This is a genomic window from Sphingomonas phyllosphaerae 5.2, assembly GCF_000419605.1.
Taxonomy (GTDB): Bacteria; Pseudomonadota; Alphaproteobacteria; order Sphingomonadales; family Sphingomonadaceae; genus Sphingomonas; species Sphingomonas phyllosphaerae_B.
Map to the genome: position 1 here is coordinate 3,590,382 of NZ_ATTI01000001.1, position 22,639 is coordinate 3,613,020.

Sequence of the window (22,639 nt, forward strand, 5' to 3'; positions counted from 1 at the left end):
CTGCCTGCGCAGGGGCGACGGCTATTTCGTCGTTGCCCCGGCCCCCACGCTCCCCGCGCTCTTCGGCACCACCGCCATCGTCCAGTCCTTCTCCGGCTTCAGGTATTTCGCCGCCGCGGCCTGCAGCGAGGCGGGGGTGATGGTCGTGAAGTCGCTGACCAGCGTCTGGCTGGCCTCGATGCGCTTGGGATCGAACGTCCCACCGCTGGTCTGAAGCAGCCAGAACTGATTTCCGGACGACGCGCGCGCCATATATTGCAGCATCGGCACGATCGTGCGGCGCAGCTCGTCCTCGGCGACCGGGGTCGACACCAGCTCGGCGGCGATCTGGCGCGAGAGCTGGAAGAAGAGCGGCACCTTGTCGGGGGCGACCTTGCCGATCGCGATCAGGCGACCGCCGCCGGGCTGGCCGACCGGCCACTGGCTCTGCGCAGACGGCGAATAGCTGGCGCCCGCCACCGAGCGCAGCCGATCGAACAGGCGATCCGCGAACACCGCCGCCAGCACGTCGAGCCGGCGCTGCTCGGCATGGTCGGCCGAGCCGCCACCGGTCGGCCAGGCGATCACCGCGGCGGCCTGGTTGTCGTCGCCGTCGTGGGCGCGGATCACCGGTTGCGCGACGTGCGCGGGGAAGCGCACCTCCGGCGAGCGCGGCGCGTCGGGACGGCGCGCCTTGAGCGCGCCGAAGCTCTTGGCGATCGCAGCGATCGCCTCATCCGGCTTCACGTCGCCGAACACGTCGACCTCGATCGGGCCGGTTGCCAGCAGCGGCTGCCACAATTTGCGGAACGCACCCGCGTCCAGCCCCTCGATCTGCGGAAGCGTCGGCATGCCCCAGCGCGGATCGCCGTCGCGCAGCAACCCCTCGAGGTCGCGCGCCAGCACGCCGTCCGGCGACGACGACAGCCCGGCGTAACCCGCCAGCATCGCGGCGCGCGCGCGCGCCACCGGTGCCTTGTCCCAGCGCGGCGCGGCGAGCTTGGCCGCCATCAGCGTCAGATTGTCGGCATAATCGCCGGGAGTCGTCTGCGCACCGAACAGGAACGAATCGTCGCCGATGTCGAAATCGAGCCCCATGCGCCGCCCGGTCGTCAGCTGGTCGAGGTCGCTCTGGTTCAACTTGCCGATGCCGCTGGCGATCAGCGCATTGTCGCCCGCCCATGCCGGGGTCGGCTTGTCGGACGGCAGCGCCTGATAGCCACGCCCGAAACGGACACGCAGGTAGACGCGGCCGGTCTCCGACGCATTGGGGTAGATCAGCGCGCGGACGCCGTTGGCGAAGGTTACCTGCTCCATCGCCGGATCGCCGACCCGCACCTGCGCGACCGCCTTGCCGGGCGTACCCAGCGTCGGCACGCGCGAGAAGTCGACCGCCGCCTGCTCGGTACGCTTGACCGCCAGCTTCGACACATCGGCCTTCATCGCTGCCGCCAGCCGGGCGGCGGCGCCGGCGTCGGGCGTGCGGGTGTTGACCAGGGCGCGGTTCGCGTCCCCCTTGAACAGGCGATTGGTCGATTCGATCATCGCGGCGGGGGTGAACATCCCCTTGGCGCGCGCCTGCTTGAGGATCTCGTAGCTGGTCTGCGGCCCCGCCACGGTCTCGCGGATGTCGAGCGCGCTGACCATGTCGTCGGCCTGCTTCGCACCGGCCTCGACGCGCGAGGTGTCGACGTCGTTCTTCATCGCGGCGTCGTATTCGGCGAGTTCGCGGTCGATCTCGCCCTGCGTGGGCGGGTTGGCCATCGCGTCGGCGATCACCGCACGGACATCCTTCAGCGCCGCCTCCCAGTCGTTCCCGATCGGGATGACGTTGGTGAAGGTGCCGTTGGCCGACTGCGACACGTCGTCGAGATTGACCGACGCCTGCAGGAAGCTGCCACCGGCGCGCGCGCGCGTCTCGAGGCGACGGTTGATGAGCCGCATCGCGAGCTGGTCGACCATCCGCTTCTGGTTGAAGATCATCGTGTCGCTCTGGTACTTCCATGGGCGGAGCACCGCGGTGGCGACGATCGCGGGCAGCGACGGTTCGGCGATCGTCTTCGCGACCGGCTCACCTGTTCCGGGCGTACCGAAATCGGGCGCCGGCGGGTTCGCGCCGCTCGCCTGCCAGCCGCCGAAGTTCTTGACGACCAGCCGCGCCGCGACGTCGGGATCGATGTCGCCGGAGATGATCACCACCGCCCGCGACGGGCGGTACCATTTGTCGTGGAACGCCTGCACCGCGGCCGGCGTGGCCGCCGCCAGCGTCTTGATCGTCCCGATCGGCGAGCGACTGGCGAGCGGTTGCCCCGCGAAGAAGGTTTCGCGGATCGCGTCGCCATAGCGGACCTGCGGCCCCGGTGCCTCGCGCTGTTCCGCGAGCACCGCCGGGCGTTCCGCGGTCAGCCCGGCATCGGTGATCGCCGGCGCGGCCATCATGCCGGAAAAGATCTTCAGGCTCTCGTCCAGCTTCACGTCGGTCGCGCCGGGCAGGTCGAGCTTGTAGACCGTCTGCGTCGGCGTGGTCGACGCATTCGAATCGCTGCCGAAGGTCGCGCCGAAGCGCTGCCACACGCGCTTGGCCTCGCCATCGGGGACGTATTTGGAGCCGCGGAACGACAGATGCTCGATCAGGTGCGCGTAGCCCTGCTCGGCATCGGTTTCGTAGAGCGAGCCCGCATCGATCCGCACGCGCACCGCCACCTGCCCCGGCGGCACCGAGTTGCGGCGCACGGCGTAGCGAAGACCGCTGGGCAGCGCGCCGAAATGCCAGTTCGGGTCGGGCGGGATGTCCGAATCGGCGAACAGCCACGGCCGCGTGTCGACCTGGATCGGTGCGGTCGCCTGGGTCGGCACGGCACGCGTCGGCGCAGGCCCGACGGGCTTCGCAGGGGCCGCGCGCCGCGCACGCTGCTGCGCGGGGAGCGGCAGCGCGACGGAGACGAGGAGGAGGGCGACGAGCGGCTTCGCGAACGCGCGCGAGTAAAGATGCATGGCCTGATAGTAGGAGGCGGAGCGACCCGCGGCAACGGTTGCGCGACGAAAGACGCGCGCAGGCCAGTGCGGCAGCCTGCCTTTGCCGCGCCACGTTCTGGCCGCGATGCCGGTCTAGCCAAGTCGCCCGGCCCCAAACCACGGACAAGCAACTGATCCGACTACGAATGATGAAGCCCGCACCGAACATCCACGACCTGGCCCCCGTTCCTGTCGCCTTCGCGCGCCCGGCGCCGGCGGCTGCCCGCCCGCTATCCGCTGCGCCGGATCGCCCGTGGGCGGTGCGGCTCGGCAAGCGGCTGCGCGGTACGTTCGACCGCCTGATCGCGGGATCGTCGCTGGTGTCGAACGCGCCGGTGCTCGATGTGCGCGACTTTCCCTGGACGGCGGTGCTGCGCGAGCGCTGGACGGAGATCCGCGACGAGGCGGTGCGCGTCGCGCTGACCGGCAATGCGTCGCCCAGCCTCGCGGTCGTCTCCCCCGATCACCGCGCGATCGCCGAGGTCGGCAAGTGGCGGTCGTTTTTCCTGTGGGGTTACGGGTATCGCATCGACGACAATCTGGCGCGCTGTCCGCGGACCCGCGACGCGATCGCACGGGTCCCCGGGCTGAACTCGGCCTTCTTCTCGATCCTGGCGCCGGGCACGCACATCCCCGAGCATCGCGGGGTCACCAAGGGGCTGATCACCTGTCATCTCGCGCTGGTCGTCCCGCGCGACGGCGACGTGCGGATGCGCGTCGACGACCGGATCGTCCGCTGGTCGGAGGGTGAGACGCTGGTGTTCGACGACACCTACCGGCACGAGGTGTGGAACGACACCGGCGGCACGCGCGTGGTGCTGCTGATCCAGTTCGCGCGGCCGCTGCGTCATCCCGGCAAATGGTTCGCGGACCTGTTCCTCGGCGCGGTGCGGCGATCGGCGTTCGTCCAGGAAGCACGCGCAAACGTCGCGAAGTGGAATGCCGCGGTCGGGCGACTCGAAGGCTAGGAAGCCGCTGCCTATCTTCGTCGAAACGATCGCTTTCGCCACGCGTGCTTGATCCCGCGCGCCGCACGCGCCACATCGCGGTCATGCTGATCGAAACCGAAGCCACGCCGAACCCGGCGACGCTCAAGTTCCTGCCCGGCCGCGTCGTCATGGACGCCGGCACGCGCGACTTCGCGACCCCCGAGGAAGCGGAGGCAAGCCCGTTGGCCGATGCGCTGTTCGGGCTCGGCGACGTCACCGGGGTGTTCTTCGGGCGCGAATTCGTGTCGGTCACCGCGGCGCCGGGTGTCGCATGGGGCACCTTGAAGCCCGACGTGCTGGCGATCCTGATGGATCATTTCACCGCGCAGATGCCGTTGTTCCGCAGCGGCGGCGCCGGCTTCAGCGTGCCCGCCGAGGAAGAGACGTTCTCGGACGACCCCGCCGATGCCGACATCGTCGCGCAGATCAAGGAACTGATCGAGACGCGCGTCCGCCCGGCCGTGGCCAACGACGGCGGCGACATCGTCTATCGCGGTTTCGACAAGGGCAAGGTATTCCTGCGGATGCAGGGCGCATGTGCCGGGTGTCCCTCGTCCAGCGCGACGCTGAAGAACGGCATCGAGCAATTGCTGCGCTATTACGTCCCCGAAGTGACCGAGGTCCGCGCGGTCTGATCCGCGCCGCCTGCCCCCGATAACGGAGTTCCCGATGGCCGCCCCGCTCGACGATGCCGCGCTCGACCAATTGTTTCGCACCGCGCGCAGCTTCAACCATTATCGCGACGAACCGGTCGGCGAGGACAAGCTCCGCGCGCTGTGGGACCTGATGAAGATGGGGCCGACCTCGGCCAACCAACTGCCTGCCCGTCTGGTGTGGTGCGTGTCGGACGACGCCAAGGCCGCGCTGGCGGCGGCGTGTTCGGAGGGCAATCGCGACAAGGTGCTGAAGGCACCGGTGTCGGTGGTCATCGGGATGGACGTCGAGTTCCACGAGCATCTGCCCGAACTGTTCCCGCACACCGATGCCAAGAGCTGGTTCGACGGCAATCGCGAGCTGCGCGAGGCATCGGCGTTCCGCAATTCCTCGTTGCAGGGCGGCTATTTCATCCTCGCCGCGCGCGCGCTGGGGCTGGATACCGGGCCGATGTCGGGCTTCGATGGCGGCGCGGTCGACAAGGCGTTCTTCGCCGACACGCCGGCAGTGCGGACGAACTTCATCGCCACGCTCGGCTATGGCGATCCCGCGACCCTGCACGCGCGCAGCCCGCGCCCGGCGTTCGAGACCTTCAACCGCATCGCGTGACGCGAACCCCGGATATGACGCGCACGCTGGTGATCGACACCGCGACCGCCGCCTGCTCGGTCGCGCTGTTCGAGGGCGGGCGGCTGATTGCGCACACGCACGACGTGGTCGGGCGCGGCCATGCCGAGCGGCTGGTGCCGATGATCGCCGCGCTGCCGGATGGCGGGCGTGCCGGACGCGTTCTGGTCGACGTCGGGCCGGGTAGCTTCACCGGCATTCGCGTCGGGATCGCGGCCGCGCGTGCGCTGGCGTTCGGCTGGGGCGCCGAGGTGGCCGGCTATGGTGCGCTGTCGCTGGTCGCGGTCGCGGCGCTGGCTGAAGATCCGGCTCCGCTTGCGGTGGTGATGGAAGGCGGGCACGGTGAGGTCTTCATGCAGGGCTTCGTCGCTCCCTTCGCCGCGCTGGACGCTGCGCGCTCGCTGACCCCGGCGGCGGCACTGGCCGCGCTGGACGGGCGGCGCGCGATCGGATCGGGGACGCGCTGGCTGGCTGCGCTCGACGCCGCGGTGCCGGTCGACGAGACACTGCCCGACGCGCGCCATGCGCTGCTGCTGCCCGACCAGGCGCGCGCGCTGCCGCCAGCACCCTTTTACGGCCGCGCGCCCGATGCGAAGCTGCCGGCCGCATGACGACACGGGTGCGGCTGATCGAGCTGGCACCGGGCGGCGTGAACGACGCCGAGGCCGTCGACCGCATCATGACCGCCGCCTTCGACCCCCGCTTTGGCGAGGCGTGGACGCGCAGCCAGTGCATCGGCATCCTCGCGATGCCGGGCGTGTGGCTGACGCTGGCACGGATCGAGGGCGCGGTGGTCGGCTTCGCGCTGGTCCGCGCGATCATGGACGAAGCCGAATTGCTGCTGATTGCGGTCGATCCGGCGGTACGTCGAACGGGCGTCGGCGCCGCATTGCTGCGCGGGATGATCGCCGAATGCGAGGGGCGTGGAGTGGCCCGACTTCACCTGGAGGTGCGCGCGAACAATCCTGCGATCTCGCTGTATACCGCGCATGGTTTCCGGCACGCAGGCGTGCGGCGCGGCTATTATCGCGGGCGTGACGGCGTGAGCTTCGATGCCCATACCTACGTCCGCGATCTGGCAGCGGAGCGATAAATCGCCCTCTTGCGAGTCGGTAGCGCTTTTCGCAACAAGCGCGACGCATTAGATAGCGTTCATGGCTCGCAAGATCGATCTCGAAGCGCTGTGTCACGAAAAAGGCCTGCGCATCACCGAACAACGCCGCGTGATCGCGCGCGTCCTGTCGGAGGCGGAGGATCATCCCGACGTCGAAAAGGTCTATGCGCGCGCCTCCGCGATCGATCCCGGCATCTCGATCGCGACCGTCTATCGCACCGTGCGGTTGTTCGAGGAGGCAGGGATTCTCGATCGTCATGACTTCGGCGACGGCCGTGCGCGCTACGAGCCCTCGCCCGAGGCGCATCACGACCATCTGATCGACGTCGAGACCGGCAAGGTGATCGAGTTCGTCGACCCCGAGCTGGAACTGCTGCAAAAGGCGATCGCGGAGCGGCTCGGCTTCCGGCTGGTCGACCATCGCATGGAATTGTACGGCGTCTCGCTGCGTCGCGAATAAAGTAGCGACGTGCGGTTGAACGCGCGCGGATGGATGCGGCTGGCGGCGCTGGCCGCGGCGCTGCTCGTCGCGCTGGCGCTGCACGGAAGCTGGCGACTTGTGCGCGCGCGCTCGCCATGGCCGCGGCACTTCCTCGGCTGGGTCGCGCGGATCGTCGGCGCGCGGGTACGGGTGCGGGGCACGCCGCTGACGCACGACGCGGTGCTGCTGGCGAACCATCTCAGCTGGATCGACATCCCGGCGCTGGCAGGCGCGAGCGGCGCGGCGTTCGTCGCCAAGGCCGAACTGCGTGAGACGCCGCTGGTCGGGTGGCTGTGCACGCTCAACCACACGCTGTTCGTAAAGCGTGGCGACCGGATGGGCGTCGAGGCGCAGGTCGCCAGCCTGCGCGCGCAACTGGCCGGGGCGCAGCCGGTGACGATCTTTCCCGAGGGCACCACCGGGGACGGCGTGACGCTGCTGCCGTTCAAGGCCGGGCTCCTCGCCGCCCTTGTCCCGCCGCCGCCAGCGGTCCGCGTGCAGCCGGTGCGGATCGACTATGGCGCGGCGACCGCCGAACTGGCGTGGGTCGGCGACGAGCATGGCGCGGCACACGCCGCGCGCGTGCTGGGCCGGCGCGGTACGTTCGTGGTGACGCTGCACTTCCTCGAACCGTTCACGCCGGCCGGCGACCGCAAGGCGATCGCCGCCGCGGCCCGGGCGCGGATCGAGGCGGCGCGATGAAACGGCTCGTCATCATTGCCGCCATGGTGCTGGCGGCGTGCTCGCGCGACGACAGCGCGGAGCGGCGCGCACGGCTGCCGCAGAACCCGACGCTTGCACAGCTGATGCACGTCGCCGACGCGAAGGCGGGCGCGCGACGCTTCGGACAGTGTGCGGCGTGCCATTCGATCGCGGCAGGCGGCGCGGATCGTAACGGGCCTAACCTGCACGGCGTGTTCGGCGCGGCGATCGCGCAGAACCGGCCGCGATTCGGCTATACCGATGCGTTGCAGGCGCAGCGCGGCGTCTGGGACGAGCGACGGCTCGACGTCTGGCTCGCCGATCCGCGCGCGGCGGTGCCGGGGACCAGCATGGCGTTCGCAGGGGTTCGCGACCCGCTGGCCCGCGCCGACCTGATCGCCTACCTCGCGACGCAACGGTGAGCGGGGCAGGCGTTCGACTTCGCTACTTCTTGTAGCCATGCCGGCTCCGCCCGGCATGATGCGACAACGTACCGCAGCGGCTGCTGACCGAAGCACGGCCCGGAACTGCGCACGTCACGCCGGGCGATGCCGCTGCGGCCCGACGCTCGCGCGCGGTTCGCGTTCGTGATGCAGGCCGCGGGCGGTGACGACGACGCACCGTGGCGAGATGCTGCTGCGCTGGCCAGCCCGGCACCTTTCCGCTAAGGCACGCGGCATGTCCGCCACCACCAAGACCACGCCGAAGACCTTCCACGTCAAGTCGTTCGGCTGCCAGATGAACGTCTATGACGGGGAGCGGATGGCCGAGTTGATGGCGGCCGAAGGCATGGTCGCGACCGACGACGCGAACGCCGCCGACCTGGTGGTGCTCAACACCTGCCACATCCGCGAGAAGGCGACCGAAAAGGTCTATTCGGACATCGGCCGGCTGCGCAAGCATGGCGACCCGATGATCGCGGTCGCCGGCTGCGTCGCGCAGGCGGAGGGCGAGGAGATCGTGCGCCGCGCGAAGGTGGACGTCGTGGTCGGACCGCAGGCGTATCATAACCTGCCGAAGCTGGTCGCCGATGCCGCCGCGGGAATGCCGGCGCTCGACACCGACATGCCGCTGGCGTCGAAGTTCGCGTCGCTGCCGGCGCGGCGCAAGGTGGCGCCGGGCGCGTTCCTGACCGTGCAGGAAGGGTGCGACAAATTCTGCACCTATTGCGTGGTGCCCTACACCCGCGGCGCGGAAGTGAGCCGCCCGTTCGCGGCGATCGTCGACGAGGCCAAGGCGCTGGTCGATGCCGGCGCGCGCGAGATCACGCTGCTGGGGCAGAACGTCAACGCCTGGACCGACGGCGACGGGCGCGGGCTGCACGACCTGATCCGCGCGCTGGACCGCGTGCCCGGCCTCGCGCGGATTCGCTACACCACCAGCCATCCTAACGACATGACGCAGGGGCTGATCGACGCGCATCGCGACGTCGAGAGCCTGATGCCGTTCCTCCACCTGCCGGTGCAGGCCGGCAGCGACCGCGTGCTGCGCGCCATGAACCGCCAGCATACGCGCGACGGCTATCTGCGGCTGCTCGACCGGATCCGCGCCGCGCGCCCAGACATCGCGCTGTCGGGCGACTTCATCGTCGGCTTCCCCGGCGAGACCGAGGCGGAATTCGCCGAGACGCTGAGCCTGGTCGACGCGGTCGGTTATGCGCAGGCGTACAGCTTCAAATATTCGCCGCGTCCCGGCACGCCTGCCGCGACGCTGAACGGGCAGGTTCCGCCGGAGGCGATGGACGAGCGGTTGCAGCGCCTGCAGGCGGCGCTGGCGCGCGACCAGGCCGCGTTCAATGCGGCGTCGGTGGGCCGCGCGTGCAGCGTGCTGATCGAGCGGCGCGGCAAGCGCGAGGGGCAATGGCTGGGCAAGTCGCCGTGGCTGCAATCGGTGCATGTCGTCGGCCCGCATGCGATCGGCGACGTGCTGGATGTCACGCTGGTGCAGGCCGGGCCGCTGTCGCTGACCGGCGAGGTGCGCGTGCGCGCCGCGGCGTAGCTTCGCCGGATCGCGGCGTTGCGCCGCGTGGGACGATCGGGGTTATGACGATTTCGGCTATCCGCGGTGGGCATCGCCTGCCACACTTGCCCGCGATGCCATTGTGCCGTCACGCGCTGCACCTATCTCGCCCTGGCGGCGGTCCTTGCCGCGTGTCGCCCTTCTCCACAGGAGCCGCATGAGCCGCAAACCCGTTCCCGCCCAGTCGGGCGAGCGTTCCCGCGTCGAGGTCGTGTTCGACCGCCCGCAACTGCTGAGCCGTCTGTTCGGTCAGTACGACCAGCACCTGGTGGCGCTGGAGAACCGGCTGGGCGTCTATATCACCGCGCGCGGCAACCGCGTCGGGCTGGAGGGCACCGCCGAGCAGGTGGCGCTGGCCCGCGACGTGCTTCACGACCTCTATGCGCGCCTGCAGCGCGGCGAGGACGTCGACAACGGCTTGGTCGACGCATCGATCGCGATGGCATCCGAGCCGGTGCTCGACGGGATCATTTCGGCCGAGCGCAGCCCCGCGCCGTCGGTGATGATCCGCACGCGCAAGAAGACGATCGTACCGCGCACCGCGGCGCAGGCGCATTACATGCGAGAGTTGACGACGCACGACATGATCTTCGCGCTCGGGCCTGCGGGCACCGGCAAGACCTATATCGCGGTGGCGCAGGCGGTGGCGCAGCTGATTTCCGGCAGCGTCCAGCGCCTGATCCTGTCGCGGCCGGCGGTGGAGGCAGGCGAGCGGCTCGGCTTCCTGCCGGGCGACATGAAGGAAAAGGTCGATCCGTACCTGCGCCCGCTATACGATGCGCTCTACGACTGCCTGCCCGCCGAGCAGGTCGAGCGGCGGATCGCGAGCGGCGAGATCGAGATCGCGCCGATCGCCTTCATGCGCGGGCGCACGCTGGGCGATGCGTTCGTGATCCTCGACGAGGCGCAGAACACCACGCCGGCGCAGATGAAGATGTTCCTGACCCGCTTCGGCCAGAACAGCCGCATGGTGATCTGCGGCGACCCGAAGCAGACCGACCTGCCCGGCGGCGTGGCCGCAAGCGGGCTGGCCGATGCGACGATGCGGCTGGAAGGAGTGGAGGGCATTTCGCTGTGCCGCTTCACCGCCGCCGACGTGGTGCGCCATCCGATCGTCGGCCGGATCGTCGAGGCGTATGAGGGTGTCGATGGTTGACGGTGCGGTATATCCTTCTTAATTTCGGGATATACGGAGGCGTCGATGGCATCGCTCTACATCAAGGATCCCGAAGCCAATCGATTGGCGGAACGTCTGGCCGCCGCGCGCGGACTGACCAAGACGGCGGCGGTGAAGCTGGCGCTTGCGCACGAACTGGAGCGGAACGAGCGGGTCGTTCCGTTGCGGGACCGACTCGCCGCATGGCGCAGCGCGCACCCGCTCGGCGAGCCGAGCGGGTTGACCGTAGATAAGGCATTTTATGATGCGTTGAATGACGAGGACGAGGATTGACCATCTTCGTCGATGCGTCGGCGGTCGTCGCCATCGTGTGTGGCGAGCCGGAGGCGGACACGTTCGCCGACGTGATCGAGGGTCATGGCGACCGCTGGTATTGTGCGATCGGCGCGTGGGAAGCCGCTCATGCGATCGCTCGGCTACGGTCGATTGATCTCCCGGCAGCGGCAGAGGCGGTGAGCCACTTCGCCTGCGAGGCCGGCTTGCGGATCATCGACATCGGGGAGCGCGAACGGGAGGAGGCGATCTCCGCCGCCGCGCGTTACGGCAAGCATTCCCGCCACCCCGCCCGCCTCAACATGGGCGATTGCTTCGCCTATGCGTGCGCCAAGACGAACGACGCCATCCTGCTCTACAAGGGCGACGATTTCTCGCATACGGACCTGGCATGATCCACATCGAACTGACCCGCGAAGATGCCTGGCCCGAGGATGCTTGGGAGCAGCGTGCCCTTGCCGCCGCCCGCGCGGCGATCGGGCGCACGCCGCATGGCGACCTGCTGACCACCGAGGCGCATGTCGAGGTGAGCGTCCGGCTGACCAGCGACGACGAGGTGCAAGGGCTCAACCGCCAGTATCGCGACAAGGATCGGCCGACCAACGTGCTGTCGTTCCCGATGGTACAGTCCGACCTGATCGACACCGTCTCGCAGAACAGCGACGACGGCGAGGTGCTGCTCGGCGACATCGTGCTGGCGTACGGCGTGTGCGCGCGCGAGGCGGCGGAGCGGAACATCACGCCCGCCGATCATTTCACGCATCTGGTGGTGCATGGCTGCCTGCATCTGCTAGGATATGACCATATGACCGACGACGAGGGGGATGCGATGGAGCAGATCGAGCGCGATGCGCTTGCCGATCTGGGCATCGCCGACCCCTATCTGATTCGCGAGGATTGAACTGAACGGCGATGGCCGAAGACCGAAGTAACGCCCCGAACGGCGGCGAGCACCATGAGAGCGGCATCTGGACGGGGCTGCGCAACATGATCTTCGGCGAGCCGCGCGAGGCAACCTTGCGCGAATTGCTGGAGAAGGCGATCGACCGTTACGAGGAAGATCCCGCCCCCGACATCAAGGGCGACCTGACCCCGCTGGAGCGGCAGATGGTGCGCAACCTGCTGCATTTCAGCGAACGCGACGCCGGCGACGTCGGCGTGCCGCGGGCGGACATGATCGCGGTGGAGGAGGCGACGACCTTCGACCATCTGATCCATGTCTTTGCAGAGGCCGGGGTGAGCCGCCTGCCCGTCTATCGCGGCAGCCTCGACCATATCGTCGGCATGGTCCACCTGAAGGACGTGTTCGCGATCCTCGCCGCGGGCGGCGAGCGCCCGGTGTCGATCGCGGCGCTGATCCGCCAGCCGCTCTACGTCCCGATGAGCCGCGGCACGCTCGACCTGCTGGCCGACATGCGCCAGTCCCGCATCCACCTGGCGATCGTGCTCGACGAATATTCGGGAACCGAGGGGCTGGTGACGATCGAGGACCTGATCGAGGAGATCGTCGGCGAGATCGAGGACGAGCACGACGACGCGCCGGAAGTGCTGCTGATCCCGCTCGACGGCGGCGCCTGGGATGCCGATGCGCGGGTCGAGCTGGAGGATGTCGGCGAGACGATCGACGCGCGGCTGGCCGAGGCGGAGAGCGACGTCGATACGATCGGCGGACTCACCGCGGTGCTGGCCGGGCGCGTGCCCGAGGTCGGCGAGTTCATCGACCATCCCAGCGGGTGGCGGATCGAAGTGACCGATGCCGACGAGCGTCGCATCAACCGGCTGCGGCTCCACCCGCCGATCCCGGTTCCGGAGGGCGCGGAGGAGTAGCTCCGGCTGGCCCGGCCGATGCGATGCGATGCGGGGCCGCTCGGCGCGTAAGCCTGGGTACCGGACCCGGGCGTTGCAAATGTGACGTACATTCCGCGGACGTAAGCCGGGGCGACCGGGGAATCTCGGTCGAGCCCGCCCCGGCGACCAACCGGGTGCCGCCGGGATGGCGGCGAGGCGATCCGCCGGACCGCGCGTCTGCGATCGCGCCATTCCGCTCACGATGACGACCGCCCACGCTACCCGATCCGTCGCGACGATCGCGGTGGCGTTGCCCTGCCCGAGGCCCTACATTCGGGGTCATGCGCAAACACGTTCTTGCCGTCATTGGCCTGCTCGTCGCCTTGGGCGTCGCGATCTTCCTGTACCTTTCCTGGCCCGACAAGGCGCGCGTCGACATCGCGGCCGTCACCGGCGCGCGCCCGACGATCGGCGCAGCGCGCGAACAGGTCGTACCGACCGTCGAGACCGCCGACCCGATCGGCTGGAAGGCCGGTGAGGCACCGGCCGTGGCGGCTGGCCTGAAAGTCGCCGCGTTCGCGACCGGGCTCCAGCATCCGCGCTGGCTCTATCGCCTGCCCAACGGCGACGTGCTGGTCGCCGAAACCAATTCGCCGCCGCGCGAAGGTGGCGGCATCAAGGGCTGGGTGATGCGCCACCTGCTCGGCAAGGTCGGCGCAGGCGTACCCTCCGCCAACCGGATCACGCTGCTGCGCGACGCGAACGGCGATGGCGTGGCGGAGTTGAAGACGGCGTTCATGACGGGGTTGAACTCGCCGTCGGGCATGGCGCTGCTGAACGGCCAGCTCTACGTCGCGAACACCGACGCGCTGGTGCGGGTGCCGTATCGCGACGGCGCGACGAAGATCGACGCGAAGCCCGAGACGGTCGTCACCTATCCCGGTGGCGGCAACCATTGGTCGCGCAACGTGATCGTCGCCGAGGACGGCAAGACGTTGTACGTCTCGGTCGGCTCGGCCACGAACATCGCCGATAACGGCCTCGACGCCGAGCGCAACCGCGCCGCGATCCTGCAGGTCTATCCCGACCAGAAGAAGTTCCGCGTGTTCGCGACCGGCATCCGCAACGCCAACGGCATGGCGCTGGTCCCCGGCACCAATCGGCTGTGGACGGTCGTCAACGAGCGCGACATGCTCGGCTCCGACCTCGTCCCGGACTACCTGACCGCGGTGGAACTGGGCGATCACTTCGGATGGCCGTGGTATTATTGGGGCGGCTATATCGACACGCGCGTCGAACCGCGAAATCCGCAATTGCAGCAATATGCGAAGCGTCCCGATTACGCGCTGGGGCCGCACGTCGCCGCATTGGGGCTGACGTTCGCGGATGGCGCCAAGCTGGGCGACCGCTTCGCGCGGGGCGCGTTTATCGGCGAGCACGGATCGTGGAATCGCAAGCCGTTGTCCGGCTACAAGGTGGTGTTCGTGCCGTTCGACGCCAACGGCTGGCCGGTGAAGGGCGCGAAGCCGACCGACGTGTTGACCGGGTTCGTCAACGCCGACGGCGATGCGCATGGCCGGCCGGTCGCAGTGATCGTCGACAAGGGCGGCGCGCTGCTGGTGGCGGACGATGTCGGCAATTCGATCTGGCGGGTCGGCGCAGGTAGCTGACGTTACACCTCGGCGGAGTCTGGATCGCTCCGCTCGCCTGCATCACCTTCGCCCCCTGCGCAGGGAGGGCCCATGTCCGTCGCGTGCGGCAAGGCGGCTGAGGTAGGCTGCCGCTTTTGTGCCAGCTGAAGATGAAGGACGACGCAGCGATCCTTCGCTGCCGCTCAAGGGGAGGGTCCGGCGGCGGTGCACGTAATCGACGGGATGTCCGAACGGTACGAACCCGACGCCAGACGTTGTTGCGAACCGGGCGAAGCAATGCGGTTCCGGACCAGCACGCTCCGGATTGCTTCGTTATGCTCGCGATGACCGACCAACGTCATCCCATCCCGCTTCGGATGCCAGCCATTACGCCAGCAGCTTCGGCCCGTCCTTCTGCAGCTTTGCGCGCAACTGCTCGCCGAACATCCCGAGCAGGCCCGGCAGCTCGAACAAGGCGTGGACGTTCCGGTCGGTCACGTCGAGCCGCACTGCGACGCGCTGGCCCATGCCCTCCACGACGAAATGCAGCGTGTCGCCGTCCCAGCGATGCTCGCTGACGTGCCCGCCGGGAATATAGCCGGCCAGCTTCTCGAACCCGCCCTCGATGCGCGTGCGTGCGCCGGCGACGCCGAGTTGATGCGGCAAGTCGACTTCGATCGGGGTGCTCATGCCATGGTTCCGTGACGTCTCATGCTGCGATGATACGCCTCGCAACCGTCATCGTCACGCCCTACGTATCGCCGTGGCTTGCGGCGGCGCGCGCGACGTCGCAGGAAGTCGTCAATTACCAGCGCGTCAAGGAAGCCTCCCCTGCCCGATCGTTCGTTCGTCGATGCGCTGCCGCGGCGCTACCCCGCGTCGGCCGCGCTGCTGCTGGGTGCCGCCGCGGCGTGCGGGTTCGCGCCGCTGCAATTGTGGTGGCTGACGCTCGCGTGTTTCGCGGGGTGGATCGCGCTGGTCCACGCCGCACCGACGATGCGACAGGCGTTGTGGCGCGGCTGGGCGTTCGGGGTCGGCCATTTCACGATCAACGACAATTGGTTCCAGCACGCCTTCACCTTCCAGGATCAGATGCCGCATTGGCTGGGCTATGCCGCGCCGATCGCACTGGCGCTGTATCTGGCGGTGTTCCCGGCGATCGCGGCCGGGCTGGCGTGGCGGGTGCGCGGCGGGCGCGTCGATGCCGGGTTCGTGCTGCTGTTCGGCGCGGCGTGGATCCTGACCGAATGGATGCGCAGCTGGCTGTTCACCGGCTACGCATGGGATCCGCTGGCGGTGATGTGGGTGCCGGTACAGCCGGTCGCATGGCTGGCGACGCTGGTCGGCACCTATGCCCTGTCGGGGCTGACGGTGGCGGCAGCCGGGGCGTTGCTGCTAATGCACGGCAAGGCGCGCGCCATACCGGTGATGGTGATCGCAATGATCGCGACCGGCGCGCCGCTGCTCAGCTATCGCACGCCGACCGCCCCGCCGACCGCCGACGCGCCGCGCCTCGTCGTCGTCCAGCCCAACGTGCCGCAGGACCAGCGCGGCGAGAGCGATCAGGCGATGATGCTCGCGCGGCTGCTGCGCCTGTCCGGCGTGCCGGGCGGCGCACCGCGGCTGGTGATGTGGCCCGAAGGCGTGATCCGCGACTTCATCGAGGACGATTATCCGTTCTGGGTCTATGGCAACACCAGCCCGTGGCTGACGCGGACGCGGATGGCGTCGGTGCTGGGCCCGCGCGACATGCTGCTGACCGGCGGCACCGCGTTGCAATTCGATGCGAAAGGGGACGTGACCACCGCGAGCAATTCGGTTTTCGCGCTCGACGCACGCGGGCGCATCCGCGGGCGCTACGACAAGGCGCATCTGGTGCCGTACGGCGAGTATCTGCCGCTGCCGTGGCTGCTCAAGCCACTCGGGCTGTCGCGGCTGGTGCCCGGCGACATGGACTTCGCACCCGGCCCGGGGCCGCGCACGATGTCCGTGCCCAGGTTCGGCGCGATCGGGATGCAGCTCTGCTACGAGATCATCTTCTCCGGGCAGACCGTCGATCCCGCGCATCGCCCGCGGCTGATCTTCAATCCCTCCAACGATGCGTGGTTCGGCACATGGGGTCCGCCGCAGCATCTGGCGCAGGCGCGGCTGCGCGCGATCGAGGAAGGATTGCCGGTGGTGCGCGCGACACCGAACGGCATCTCCGCGGTGATCGGCGCCGACGGCGCGCTGCTCGGCACCGTCGCGCATCATGTCGGCGGCGCGGTGGTCGTGCCGATCCCTCCGGCGCACGCCCCGACGCCGTTCGCGCGGCTCGGGAACTGGGCGGCGCTGTTGGTCGGGGCGATGCTGTGCATCGTCGCATTTGCGTTGCGCCGCCGATCGCGGTAACGACATAAAGCTATCTTTATATCGTTATCTCCCGGAGCTTCCATGCGTCAGTCGTTCATCTTCACGTCCGAGTCGGTGTCCGAAGGTCACCCCGACAAGGTCGCCGATCAGATTTCGGACTCGATCGTCGACCTGTTCCTGTCGAAGGATCCCGAGGCGCGCGTCGCCTGCGAAACGCTGACCACCACGCAGCTGGTGGTGCTGGCGGGCGAGATCCGCGGCAAGGGCGTGTACGAGAACGACCAATGGGCACCGGGCATCGAGGAAGAGATCGAGGCCACCGTCCGCGCGACCGTGAAGCGCATCGGGTACGAGCAGTCGGGCTTCCACTGGAACGAGTTCAAGTTCCTGAACGAACTGCACGGCCAGTCGGCGCACATCGCGATGGGCGTGGACGAGAGCGGCAACAAGGACGAGGGCGCCGGCGACCAGGGCATCATGTTCGGTTACGCGACCGACGAGACGCCGGGCCTGATGCCCGCCACGCTTTATTACAGCCACAAGATCCTCGAGCGCATGGCGGCGGATCGCCACTCGGGCGCGGCCCCGTTCCTGGAGCCTGACGCCAAGAGCCAGGTGACGCTGCAATATGAGAATGGCGTACCGGTGAAGGCAGTGGCGCTGGTCGTGTCGACCCAGCACAGCGCCGAGCTGTCGAACGCCGAGGGCCAGGCCAAGCTGCGCGACTACGTCAAGGGCGTGTTCGCGGACGTGTTGCCGCAAGGCTGGCTGCCGGAAGAGAAGGCGATCTACGTCAATCCTACCGGGCTGTTCGAGATCGGCGGACCGGACGGCGACGCCGGGCTTACCGGGCGCAAGATCATCGTCGACACCTATGGCGGCGCGGCTCCGCACGGCGGCGGCGCATTCAGCGGCAAGGACCCGACGAAGGTCGATCGCTCGGCCGCCTATGTCGCGCGCTATCTGGCGAAGAATGTCGTCGCGGCCGGGCTCGCCAAGCGCTGCACGATCCAGCTGTCCTACGCGATCGGCGTCGCCGAGCCGCTGTCGGTCTATGTCGACCTGCACGGCACCGGTACCGTCGACGAGGCGAAGCTGGAGGTGGCGCTGCCGCAGCTGGTGCGGCTGACCCCCAAGGGCATTCGCGAGCATTTGAAGCTCAACAAGCCGATCTACTCGAAGACGGCGGCGTACGGCCACTTTGGTCGCGACGCCGAGGGCGATTTGTTCACGTGGGAAAAGACCGATCTGGTCGACGCGCTGAAGCAGGCTGTCGCCTGAGCCGATCGACAGCGTCACCCCGTCCTTGAGCCGGGGTTTCGCTTCTGCCGTTGTCGACAAGTGGCGGCAGCCCGGACCACGTCCGGGGTCGAGAGTCGGTAGATGGCGATCTATTCTATGGCGCCGCGTTCCCGATGGGACGCGGCGCTTCTAGCGTGCCGATCGCGGCGGGATCGACCTGTTACGCGAACGCAACCGGTCGCTCGCAGCACGTTTAGACGAGCGAAGCCTGCGCACCCCTCGCTCCCGTCAGCTCGGGTGTGCCTCCACCTCGGCCTCGGCATTGGTGTCGCGCCGCGTCTCGACGAGCCGCGCGGCGGCATCGATCGCCCAGCTTGCCACACGCTCGGAAAGCCAGCCGATCACCGCACCGGCCACGACGTCACTGGTGTAATGCGCGCCACGCGCGACCTGCACCGCACCTGCGGTTCCCGCCACGAGTTTCGCGACGCCCGCCGCCGCGGGCACCTCGCGCCCGATCGACTGCGCGATCGCGACCGCGCCGGCGGTGTGGCCGGACGGGAAGGCGTTCAGATCGGTATCTTCGGTCCCATGGCCTTTCTCCAGCACGGGGCTGGCACCCGCCACGTTCGGCCGCGCGCGATCTACCCCGGCCTTCAGCACGGTCTTCAATCCCGTGGCCAGCAGGTGGCTGCTCACCATACGTGCCCCGCTGCGCGCCAATGCCGGGCGGCGCAGCACCGCGCCGATCGCCAGCGTGCCGAGCCCGAGTGCCAGCAGCGGCGGCTCGTCAGTGGCCTTCGCGATCGGCGCAAGTGCGCGCATCGCTCCCATGGCGGCAAGTGCGCGCGCCGGACCGTGCGCGTCATGCTCGCGCTCGGCGGCCGCGCGCAATGCCTTCTTCTTCTTGCCCATCACGCTGCTCCGGTGGTTATCCGCGTGCCAACGACCCGCGCTGCCATTCGGTCCCGGTCACGACGCAGCGGTATAGGCGGCGAAGCGCTCGGACAGCACCATCCGTCCGTCGCGCCACACCTGCACCCCGCCCCCGCCCTTCGCCGGATCGACCGAGGCGAGCACGCGGTAGACATAGCCGCCGTTCGCGAACTGATAGACGCGCCGCCCGTCACGCTCGTCGACCAGCCGACCGCCGGCGATCGTCAGCGACGTGCGCGTATCGCGTCCGCCCCATGGCTGCTCGACGACCGGCAGGTCGGTGTCGTGGTTGTAGCTGTGATAGACGAAGCCGTCGCGATCGCTGCGCGTCACCTGGATCGAGCGCTTGCCGGTCACGCCCAGCACGCGCGTCTGCGGGGCGAAGCGGCAGCCGGTGGTGTCGCGGCCCCAGGTGACGGAAGTGACCGACGGCGTCGTCGCGCCGGGTTCGACCATGCCGGGATTGACCGCATGGACGTTGCCGACGTCGCGGCCGGCCTCGTTGGTCAGCGGATAATGGATCTGCCCCGCCCCGGGATCGCCTGCGCCGACCCGGACGCGCACCTGATAGCGGACGAGCCCGGGTTTCGACAGGCTGGTCAACGTCGCGGTCCGCTGCCGGTCGGGCGGCGAGAGCACCAGCACGCGATCGCGGTCGACCGAATCGCAGACGAACACCGCCGGCGTCCACGCACCGTCGCTCTCCAGCATCGAGATCGACCGCGGGCTCGACAATTGCGACCACGCCGGCCCGGCGACCGCCGCCGCCATGATCGCCGTCACCGCCACACCGCTCCACCACGTCCGCATCGCTTCCTCCGTTCCGTTTCGCGCGCGCCTGGGCTAGGCGCGCGTGGATGAACGATCCCACAACGATCCGCCGCCTGTACGGCCGGCGTCAGGGCCATGCATTGCGCGCCGGACAGGCGGCGCTGGTCGAGGAATTGCTGCCGCGCATCGCCGTCCCCGAACAGTGCGCGCTCGACGCGACACGGCTGTTCGGCGACGCGCGGCCGATGCAGGTCGAGATCGGTTTCGGCGCAGGCGAGCACCTCGCCGCACAGGCAGCCGCGGCGCCCGGCACCGGCTTCATCGGATGCGAGCCGTTCCTCAACGGCGTGGTCGGCGCGCTCGGCCATGTCCGCGACGGCGCGCTGGACAATGTCCGCATCCATATGGGCGACGCGCTTGAAGTGGTCGAGCGGCTACCCGACGCATCGCTGGAGCGGGTCTATCTGCTGCATCCCGATCCCTGGCCCAAGGCGCGGCATGCCAAGCGCCGGATGATGAACCACGGTCCGCTCGATCTGATCGCCTCCAAGCTGAAGGCGGGCGCGGAGTTCCGGCTGGGCACGGACGACCCCACCTATTGCCGCTGGTCGATGATGGTGATGAACCAGCGGCGCGATTTCGACTGGCAAGCGAGCGGCCCGCACGATTTCCAGGAACGCCCGGCGGACTGGCCAGAGACGCGCTACGAACGCAAGGCGCGGCGGCACGGGCACGAAGTGTGGTATTTCAGGTACGTCCGCGTCTGATCGATCGTTAATTCTTAATGCTTCGTTAACCTCTTCATGTAAGATCCCGTTAAGGCCGGCCTTCCGCGATCGGTCGACGAAAGGGAGAAACATGAAAAAGCTGCTTCTGACCGGCCTGGCGCTTCTGACCGCCGCCGTCACCAACCCCGCAATCGCCGCGCCGTCCTTGGGTGACGTGGTGACTTGCGGGGCGCTCAACCTCGAGTGTCCCGAGGATCCGTTCGTGAAGGTCGGAGCAGGTGCAGAGTTCGGGCTGTCCTTCGGCGAGTTCGGCATCATCCTGCTGGCGGACTTCGCCACCGGTTCGCTGACGCTCAGCAACGCCAACAACTCGGACTTGCCGGACGGTTTCGAGTTGCTGCCGGAAACCTTCGTACAATTCCGCGGCGATACCGTGCCGTTCACCTCGGTGTCGCTCGGCGCGACGAACGGCGTCTCCAACTTCGATGCATCGAAGCTGACGCTGGATGACGACGGATTCCTGACCCTGGACCTGTCCGGTGTTTCGTTCCTGCCCAACGGGTCGTTGCAGGTGCAGATCGACCAGACCGCTGCGGTGCCGGAACCGACGACCTGGGCGCTGATGATCCTCGGCTTCGGCGTTGTCGGTCATGCGCTGCGTCGCCGCAAGGTCGCCGCGCCGCGCGTCGCGCTCGCCTGACCTTCCGCGACCGACCGCTGCTGAAACTGTCCTGTTTGTAACGGGACTATCGTGATGGCACGCCTATCTTCTCCCGATCCACCAAGGAGAGAGAAGATGCGTCCCATCATCGCCGCCACATTGGCCGCTACCGTCCTCATGGCCGCGCCCGCCTCGGCCAAAGGGTGCCTGCGCGGTGCGGCTGCCGGCGGGGTCGCCGGGCATATGATGGGCAAGGGCCACGGACTGGCCGGCGCAGCCGCGGGCTGCATGGTCGCGCACCATCATTATGCGAAAAAGGCCGCGGCAGCGCGCAAGCACTGATGACGACGACGCCCGCCCGCCGCGGCGGGCGTCACCCGCGCCCGGCGAGCGCCGAGAGCAGCAAGGTCAGCGCGCCGAGCCCGCCCGACAACAAGTGGCGCAAGCGTCGCCAGGCCGGCACCTCGCCCATCAGCGATCCGACCGCACGGTCGCCGAGCGGACTGGCGAGCAAAGCCACCGCCAGCACCGCCAGCGCTGTCACCGGTGATGCCGCCCCCAACACGGCCGCCACGATCGCGCCCCAGGCGATCAGGCTCGGCGCGACCGCCAGTGCGTAGGGCCACCACCGCGCATCGCTGCGGCACAGCGCCTGCATCCACCACATCCCGCCGAGGAACGACAGGATCAGCGCGGCATAGCCGCCGCCGACCACCGCCGCCGCCATCCGCGCGTCTGCCCGCGCGAGCGCCAGCAATACGCAAGCGACCTGCGGCAACAAGCCCGCACCACCAAGTGCCAGCGGCGGGGCACGCAAGCGGATGTCGCTCACCGCTCAGATCGCCTGCGGAGTCGCCGGCACGGCGCCGACCGGCACCTCCTCGCCGCGCGAATAGGTGCCGACCAATATGCCGGCGGCAAGCACCCGGCCACGGATCGCCTCCAGCAGGTCGCTGCGCCCGGGATTGACGTCCACCGGCGCGGCTTCGCTCAGCGCGAAGAGCTGGAAGACATAGTCGTGGCTGCCGTGGCCGGTCGGCGGATCGGGTGGAAGCCAGCCTTCCTGGCTGTAGCTGTTGCGCCCGACATCCGATCCGTCGAACCGACCATGGCCGTCCGGTGCGATCGCACCTTCGGGCAGCGCACCGTCTTCAGGCGGCAGGTTCCATACCACAGCATGGACGAGCGGATTGGGGGCCGGGGCGTCCGGATCCTCCACCAGCAACGCCAGCGCCGCCGTACCCGCGGGCACGCCGCGCCATGCAAGTGGCGGCGACACGCCCTCGCCATCCGCGGTGAAGCGCTCGGGCAACCGCGCACCGTTCGCGAATGCGATGCTGCTCACTTCGAGCCGCGCGTCGCCGGCGACGATCCCGTCCTGCACGATCGCCAGCTTGGCGTGGCCCGCGCGGACGTTGTGCATCAGGCTGCCGAGCCAGTGCGGCACGTGTTCGAGCATCAGCTTCTCTCCCAAGGCGGTGACCGCCGGCCTCGCAAGAG

General features: G+C 68.8%; 26 protein-coding genes. 20 read left to right on the plus strand and 6 right to left on the minus strand.

What is annotated here, in order from left to right; all coding sequences use genetic code 11:
• Nucleotides 1-21: 21 nt before the first annotated feature.
• Nucleotides 22-2,973 (minus strand): M16 family metallopeptidase, encoded by a 2,952-nt coding sequence (locus tag SPHPHY_RS0117115; RefSeq protein WP_022687912.1) that lies wholly within the window; start codon nt 2,971-2,973, stop codon nt 22-24.
• A 167-nt stretch (nt 2,974-3,140) separates the two neighbouring features.
• On the opposite strand from SPHPHY_RS0117115, the gene SPHPHY_RS20535 reads away from it, so the two are divergent.
• The 15 genes from SPHPHY_RS20535 (at nt 3,141) to SPHPHY_RS0117190 (ending at nt 14,488) form a co-directional block, all read left to right on the plus strand.
• On the plus strand, nt 3,141-3,962 hold the full coding sequence (locus tag SPHPHY_RS20535) for an aspartyl/asparaginyl beta-hydroxylase domain-containing protein (RefSeq protein WP_022687913.1): 822 nt from the start codon (nt 3,141-3,143) through the stop codon (nt 3,960-3,962).
• A gap of 83 nt (nt 3,963-4,045) precedes the next feature.
• Nucleotides 4,046-4,618, plus strand: coding sequence for a NifU family protein (locus SPHPHY_RS0117125; RefSeq protein ID WP_028057067.1), 573 nt, complete (start codon nt 4,046-4,048; stop codon nt 4,616-4,618).
• A 34-nt stretch (nt 4,619-4,652) separates the two neighbouring features.
• Nucleotides 4,653-5,246, plus strand: coding sequence for a malonic semialdehyde reductase (locus SPHPHY_RS0117130; RefSeq protein WP_022687915.1), 594 nt, complete (start codon nt 4,653-4,655; stop codon nt 5,244-5,246).
• A 14-nt stretch (nt 5,247-5,260) separates the two neighbouring features.
• Entirely contained in the window at nt 5,261-5,875 is a 615-nt protein-coding gene (tsaB, locus tag SPHPHY_RS0117135) for a tRNA (adenosine(37)-N6)-threonylcarbamoyltransferase complex dimerization subunit type 1 TsaB (RefSeq protein WP_022687916.1), read from the plus strand.
• Entirely contained in the window at nt 5,872-6,357 is a 486-nt protein-coding gene (gene rimI, locus SPHPHY_RS0117140) for a ribosomal protein S18-alanine N-acetyltransferase (protein ID WP_022687917.1), read from the plus strand. Before tsaB ends, rimI begins: the two co-directional genes overlap by 4 nt.
• Before the next feature lie 61 nt (nt 6,358-6,418).
• Nucleotides 6,419-6,838, plus strand: coding sequence for a Fur family transcriptional regulator (locus SPHPHY_RS0117145; protein WP_022687918.1), 420 nt, complete (start codon nt 6,419-6,421; stop codon nt 6,836-6,838).
• A 9-nt stretch (nt 6,839-6,847) separates the two neighbouring features.
• Nucleotides 6,848-7,561, plus strand: coding sequence for a lysophospholipid acyltransferase family protein (locus SPHPHY_RS0117150; protein ID WP_022687919.1), 714 nt, complete (start codon nt 6,848-6,850; stop codon nt 7,559-7,561).
• Nucleotides 7,558-7,983, plus strand: coding sequence for a c-type cytochrome (locus SPHPHY_RS0117155; RefSeq protein ID WP_022687920.1), 426 nt, complete (start codon nt 7,558-7,560; stop codon nt 7,981-7,983). Before SPHPHY_RS0117150 ends, SPHPHY_RS0117155 begins: the two co-directional genes overlap by 4 nt.
• 256 nt (nt 7,984-8,239) lie before the next feature.
• A complete protein-coding gene (miaB, locus tag SPHPHY_RS0117160) occupies nt 8,240-9,559 on the plus strand; it encodes a tRNA (N6-isopentenyl adenosine(37)-C2)-methylthiotransferase MiaB (RefSeq protein ID WP_028057068.1) in 1,320 nt (439 codons plus the stop codon).
• 178 nt (nt 9,560-9,737) lie between these two features.
• Complete coding sequence (locus SPHPHY_RS0117165) at nt 9,738-10,736, plus strand: PhoH family protein (protein ID WP_022687922.1); 999 nt, start codon at nt 9,738-9,740, stop codon at nt 10,734-10,736.
• 45 nt (nt 10,737-10,781) lie between these two features.
• Nucleotides 10,782-11,030 (plus strand): type II toxin-antitoxin system VapB family antitoxin, encoded by a 249-nt coding sequence (locus SPHPHY_RS0117170; RefSeq protein ID WP_022687923.1) that lies wholly within the window; start codon nt 10,782-10,784, stop codon nt 11,028-11,030.
• The gene (locus SPHPHY_RS0117175; protein WP_022687924.1) at nt 11,027-11,425 is read left to right on the plus strand and encodes a type II toxin-antitoxin system VapC family toxin; all 399 of its coding nucleotides are present in this window, start codon (nt 11,027-11,029) and stop codon (nt 11,423-11,425) included. Before SPHPHY_RS0117170 ends, SPHPHY_RS0117175 begins: the two co-directional genes overlap by 4 nt.
• Nucleotides 11,422-11,931: an rRNA maturation RNase YbeY gene (gene ybeY / locus SPHPHY_RS0117180; RefSeq protein WP_022687925.1), complete on the plus strand. Its 510-nt coding sequence runs from the start codon at nt 11,422-11,424 to the stop codon at nt 11,929-11,931. The genes SPHPHY_RS0117175 and ybeY overlap by 4 nt, the downstream gene beginning before the upstream one ends.
• An 11-nt stretch (nt 11,932-11,942) precedes the next feature.
• Nucleotides 11,943-12,857, plus strand: a complete 915-nt coding sequence (locus SPHPHY_RS0117185) for a hemolysin family protein (protein ID WP_022687926.1) — start codon at nt 11,943-11,945, stop codon at nt 12,855-12,857.
• Between the two features lie 302 nt (nt 12,858-13,159).
• On the plus strand, nt 13,160-14,488 hold the full coding sequence (locus SPHPHY_RS0117190; RefSeq protein ID WP_022687927.1) for a PQQ-dependent sugar dehydrogenase: 1,329 nt from the start codon (nt 13,160-13,162) through the stop codon (nt 14,486-14,488).
• 348 nt (nt 14,489-14,836) lie between these two features.
• On the opposite strand, the gene SPHPHY_RS0117195 is transcribed toward SPHPHY_RS0117190, so the two are convergent.
• Complete coding sequence (locus SPHPHY_RS0117195) at nt 14,837-15,139, minus strand: polyhydroxyalkanoic acid system family protein (protein ID WP_022687928.1); 303 nt, start codon at nt 15,137-15,139, stop codon at nt 14,837-14,839.
• A gap of 168 nt (nt 15,140-15,307) precedes the next feature.
• Between SPHPHY_RS0117195 and lnt the strand changes: the two genes are divergently transcribed.
• Nucleotides 15,308-16,840 (plus strand): apolipoprotein N-acyltransferase, encoded by a 1,533-nt coding sequence (lnt, locus tag SPHPHY_RS0117200; protein WP_028057069.1) that lies wholly within the window; start codon nt 15,308-15,310, stop codon nt 16,838-16,840.
• Nucleotides 16,841-16,882: 42 nt separating this feature from the next.
• On the plus strand, nt 16,883-18,082 hold the full coding sequence (gene metK, locus SPHPHY_RS0117205; protein WP_022687930.1) for a methionine adenosyltransferase: 1,200 nt from the start codon (nt 16,883-16,885) through the stop codon (nt 18,080-18,082).
• Nucleotides 18,083-18,331: 249 nt separating this feature from the next.
• On the opposite strand, the gene SPHPHY_RS20540 is transcribed toward metK, so the two are convergent.
• Both SPHPHY_RS20540 and SPHPHY_RS0117215 read right to left on the minus strand, forming a co-directional pair.
• Entirely contained in the window at nt 18,332-18,958 is a 627-nt protein-coding gene (locus SPHPHY_RS20540; protein ID WP_022687931.1) for a phosphatase PAP2 family protein, read from the minus strand.
• A 57-nt stretch (nt 18,959-19,015) separates the two neighbouring features.
• Nucleotides 19,016-19,789 carry a hypothetical protein gene (locus SPHPHY_RS0117215; RefSeq protein WP_156025129.1) on the minus strand — a complete coding sequence of 258 codons (774 nt, stop codon included), beginning with the start codon at nt 19,787-19,789 and terminating at the stop codon, nt 19,016-19,018.
• A 47-nt stretch (nt 19,790-19,836) separates the two neighbouring features.
• Here SPHPHY_RS0117215 and trmB point away from each other — a divergent pair, with 47 nt between their 5' ends.
• The 3 genes from trmB (at nt 19,837) to SPHPHY_RS0117230 (ending at nt 21,481) form a co-directional block, all read left to right on the plus strand.
• Nucleotides 19,837-20,517, plus strand: coding sequence for a tRNA (guanine(46)-N(7))-methyltransferase TrmB (trmB, locus tag SPHPHY_RS0117220; protein ID WP_022687933.1), 681 nt, complete (start codon nt 19,837-19,839; stop codon nt 20,515-20,517).
• A gap of 91 nt (nt 20,518-20,608) precedes the next feature.
• Nucleotides 20,609-21,178, plus strand: coding sequence for a PEPxxWA-CTERM sorting domain-containing protein (locus tag SPHPHY_RS0117225; protein ID WP_022687934.1), 570 nt, complete (start codon nt 20,609-20,611; stop codon nt 21,176-21,178).
• A 96-nt stretch (nt 21,179-21,274) separates the two neighbouring features.
• The gene (locus SPHPHY_RS0117230) at nt 21,275-21,481 is read left to right on the plus strand and encodes a hypothetical protein (RefSeq protein WP_022687935.1); all 207 of its coding nucleotides are present in this window, start codon (nt 21,275-21,277) and stop codon (nt 21,479-21,481) included.
• 31 nt (nt 21,482-21,512) lie between these two features.
• Here SPHPHY_RS0117230 and SPHPHY_RS0117235 read toward each other — a convergent pair whose 3' ends face one another.
• The gene (locus tag SPHPHY_RS0117235; RefSeq protein WP_022687936.1) at nt 21,513-21,971 is read right to left on the minus strand and encodes a DUF3429 domain-containing protein; all 459 of its coding nucleotides are present in this window, start codon (nt 21,969-21,971) and stop codon (nt 21,513-21,515) included.
• Between the two features lie 3 nt (nt 21,972-21,974).
• Nucleotides 21,975-22,598 (minus strand): YbhB/YbcL family Raf kinase inhibitor-like protein, encoded by a 624-nt coding sequence (locus SPHPHY_RS0117240; protein WP_028057071.1) that lies wholly within the window; start codon nt 22,596-22,598, stop codon nt 21,975-21,977.
• Between the last annotated feature and the right edge of the window lie 41 nt (nt 22,599-22,639).

Coding starts and splice junctions, on each gene's coding strand:
- metK (WP_022687930.1), top strand. CDS start 16,883: ATGCGTCAGTCGTTCATCTTCACGTCCGAGTCGGTGTCCGAAGGTCAC.
- trmB (WP_022687933.1), top strand. CDS start 19,837: ATGAACGATCCCACAACGATCCGCCGCCTGTACGGCCGGCGTCAGGGC.
- ybeY (WP_022687925.1), top strand. CDS start 11,422: ATGATCCACATCGAACTGACCCGCGAAGATGCCTGGCCCGAGGATGCT.
- SPHPHY_RS0117225 (WP_022687934.1), top strand. CDS start 20,609: ATGAAAAAGCTGCTTCTGACCGGCCTGGCGCTTCTGACCGCCGCCGTC.
- SPHPHY_RS0117170 (WP_022687923.1), top strand. CDS start 10,782: ATGGCATCGCTCTACATCAAGGATCCCGAAGCCAATCGATTGGCGGAA.
- SPHPHY_RS0117230 (WP_022687935.1), top strand. CDS start 21,275: ATGCGTCCCATCATCGCCGCCACATTGGCCGCTACCGTCCTCATGGCC.
- SPHPHY_RS0117130 (WP_022687915.1), top strand. CDS start 4,653: ATGGCCGCCCCGCTCGACGATGCCGCGCTCGACCAATTGTTTCGCACC.
- SPHPHY_RS0117145 (WP_022687918.1), top strand. CDS start 6,419: ATGGCTCGCAAGATCGATCTCGAAGCGCTGTGTCACGAAAAAGGCCTG.
- miaB (WP_028057068.1), top strand. CDS start 8,240: ATGTCCGCCACCACCAAGACCACGCCGAAGACCTTCCACGTCAAGTCG.
- SPHPHY_RS0117240 (WP_028057071.1), bottom strand. CDS start 22,598: ATGCTCGAACACGTGCCGCACTGGCTCGGCAGCCTGATGCACAACGTC.
- SPHPHY_RS0117215 (WP_156025129.1), bottom strand. CDS start 19,789: ATGCGGACGTGGTGGAGCGGTGTGGCGGTGACGGCGATCATGGCGGCG.
- tsaB (WP_022687916.1), top strand. CDS start 5,261: ATGACGCGCACGCTGGTGATCGACACCGCGACCGCCGCCTGCTCGGTC.
- SPHPHY_RS20535 (WP_022687913.1), top strand. CDS start 3,141: ATGATGAAGCCCGCACCGAACATCCACGACCTGGCCCCCGTTCCTGTC.
- SPHPHY_RS0117165 (WP_022687922.1), top strand. CDS start 9,738: ATGAGCCGCAAACCCGTTCCCGCCCAGTCGGGCGAGCGTTCCCGCGTC.
- SPHPHY_RS20540 (WP_022687931.1), bottom strand. CDS start 18,958: ATGGGCAAGAAGAAGAAGGCATTGCGCGCGGCCGCCGAGCGCGAGCAT.
- SPHPHY_RS0117185 (WP_022687926.1), top strand. CDS start 11,943: ATGGCCGAAGACCGAAGTAACGCCCCGAACGGCGGCGAGCACCATGAG.
- rimI (WP_022687917.1), top strand. CDS start 5,872: ATGACGACACGGGTGCGGCTGATCGAGCTGGCACCGGGCGGCGTGAAC.
- SPHPHY_RS0117155 (WP_022687920.1), top strand. CDS start 7,558: ATGAAACGGCTCGTCATCATTGCCGCCATGGTGCTGGCGGCGTGCTCG.
- SPHPHY_RS0117125 (WP_028057067.1), top strand. CDS start 4,046: ATGCTGATCGAAACCGAAGCCACGCCGAACCCGGCGACGCTCAAGTTC.
- SPHPHY_RS0117115 (WP_022687912.1), bottom strand. CDS start 2,973: ATGCATCTTTACTCGCGCGCGTTCGCGAAGCCGCTCGTCGCCCTCCTC.
- SPHPHY_RS0117195 (WP_022687928.1), bottom strand. CDS start 15,139: ATGAGCACCCCGATCGAAGTCGACTTGCCGCATCAACTCGGCGTCGCC.
- SPHPHY_RS0117190 (WP_022687927.1), top strand. CDS start 13,160: ATGCGCAAACACGTTCTTGCCGTCATTGGCCTGCTCGTCGCCTTGGGC.